A 2144-nucleotide genomic window follows, 5' to 3' on the forward strand; every position below is an offset into this window, starting at 1 on the left:
TAGCGGCGCATCGTCGCCGGTTGCCCGTTGCAGCACGGCCTGCGCGTCGTACAGCGCGCCCTCCATCGCGAGCCCTGCCGCGACGCGGCCATTCAGTTCATACGTTGCGATACCGAACCAGATCACGGTTGTCCTCTTTTGTCGTCGTCAGGCGGGGACGAGTGACGCGTATACAATAAATCACTCGTGTATTCATTTGATATTTCTCGTATACTCCTATCGGGTCGGAAACGAATTCCGCGTACACTGCGCGGCGGGTCCGGTCCGGCGCCGCGCCCCGCAAATTGAGCGGCCCCGGCGGCTGGCGCATAATGGGCCGGCCCTGCGGCCACGCCTTTTCGCGCGGTTCCCGGCCGGCAGGTGCGGCCGCCGGCGCTGTCCACACCACACACGACACGATGACCACGCTCTCTTCCAAGATCTATCGCCTGCTGTTCGACGAGATCATCGACGGCACGCTCGAACCGGGCCAGAAGCTCGAGGAAATCGCGCTTGCCGAGCGGTTCAACGCGTCGCGCACGCCGATCCGCGAAGCGCTGCGCGAGCTGGCCGCGCGAGGGATGGTCGAGCTGACGCCGCGCAAGGGCGTGGTGGTCGCGCAATTCAGCCTCGACGAACTCGCCGACATGCTCGAAGCGATGTGCGAGCTCGAGGCGCTGTGCTGCCGGCTCAGCGCGCAGCGAATGAGCGTCGTCGAGAAGAAGCAGCTCGAGGAGCTGCAGGTCGAGATGAACGAGGCGATCGCGCGCGGCGACGAGGCCGAGTACTTCCAGCTCAATCGCGAATTCCACGAACTGATCTGCAAGGGCGCGCAAAGCAAGTCGCTCGCGTCGATCATCGCGGTGCAGCGGCAGCGCCTGGCGGGCTTCCGCGCGGCGCAGCCCGCGTCGCCGAAGCGTTTCGAGGCGGCCACCGACGAGCACCGCGAGATCGTCGATGCGATCCTCGCCGCCGAACCCGAGCGCGCGTACAACGCGATGCGCGACCACACCGCGCGCCTGTCGATCGTCGTGCTCGGCCGGCTCAAGCGCCAGCGCAACGAGCGCGAATCGATCTGACGGCACCCCGGCGCGGCCGCGCATTGCGTTGAGCCGCGTCATGCACGTGCCTCGTCGATCGACGGCATCGTGAAGCCGAGTGCGTCGAGCTGCGCGAGCAGTGCGCGCACGTCGGCCGGTGCATGAGGTGTCAGCGGCGCGCGCACGCGCGCCCAGTCGCCGTGCCCCGTGAAATGCGCGACCACGGCCTTCAACGCTGCAATCATCGACGGCGATTGCAGCGCGGTGCGCACGGTCGATACACGCCCTTCCCACGTCGCGCGTTCGACGGCCGTCGGCGCCGCGAGCAGTTGCGCGATCGCGTGCGGCTGCAGGTTCGCGGTCGCCGAGATGCAGCCGGCCGCGCCCAGCGGCAGCGCACGCCCGAGCAGCGCCTCCGATGCGGGGAACACCGCGAAGCCCGGAAAGCGTTCGAGCATCGTCACCGTGTTCGCCCAGTCGCCCGAACTGTCCTTGATGCCGACCACCGTGCGCGGATACGCAGCAACCAGCCGCTCGATCAGCGTGTGCGTGATCGGCACGCCCGTCAGTTGCGGGATGTGATACAGCAGCACGCGCAGCCGGTCCGAGCCGACCGCGTCGATCACGCCCGCGTAATACGCGAACAAGCCGTCGTCGCTGACACCCTGGTAGAAGAACGGCGGCAGCATCAGCACGCCCGCGCAGCCGGCCTCCACCGCGTAGCGCGTCAGCGCGATCGCATCCGGCAGCGCGCACGCGCCGGTGCCGGGCAATACCTGCGCGGGATCGATGTCGGCGGCCGCGATCCGGTCGAGCAGCATGCAGCGCTCGGCGACGCTCAGCGAGTTCGCCTCGCTATTGGTGCCGAACGGCGCGAGGCCCGCGCCCTGCCCGACGAGCCAGCGGCAGAACGCGACGAAGCGCGGCGCGTCGATCGACCCGTCGGCGCGAAACGGCGTGAGGACGGGCGCGAACACGCGCGGCGTGGCGAAGGTGGACATGCGGGAGTCTCCGGTTGGATGAGCCGATCGGCGGGCGGTCATGCGCAGGCGCTGAAGAAATCCAGCATCGCGTCGCCCAGCAGCGTTTCGCCCGAATCGAAATGGGCGACCACCAACGTGTGGT

General features: G+C 68.3%; 2 protein-coding genes. One reads left to right on the forward strand and one right to left on the reverse strand.

Features of this window, described 5'->3' with window-relative positions; translation table 11 throughout:
* Positions 1–398: 398 nt before the first annotated feature.
* Positions 399–1058: a GntR family transcriptional regulator gene (locus tag G3N99_RS39005; RefSeq protein ID WP_041492519.1), complete on the forward strand. Its 660-nt coding sequence runs from the start codon at positions 399–401 to the stop codon at positions 1056–1058.
* A gap of 38 nt (positions 1059–1096) precedes the next feature.
* Here G3N99_RS39005 and G3N99_RS39010 read toward each other — a convergent pair whose 3' ends face one another.
* Positions 1097–2020 (reverse strand): dihydrodipicolinate synthase family protein, encoded by a 924-nt coding sequence (locus G3N99_RS39010; RefSeq protein ID WP_206125060.1) that lies wholly within the window; start codon positions 2018–2020, stop codon positions 1097–1099.
* Between the last annotated feature and the right edge of the window lie 124 nt (positions 2021–2144).

The organism is Burkholderia sp. Ac-20392 (genome assembly GCF_017104585.1).
Lineage (GTDB): Bacteria > Pseudomonadota > Gammaproteobacteria > Burkholderiales > Burkholderiaceae > Burkholderia > Burkholderia lata.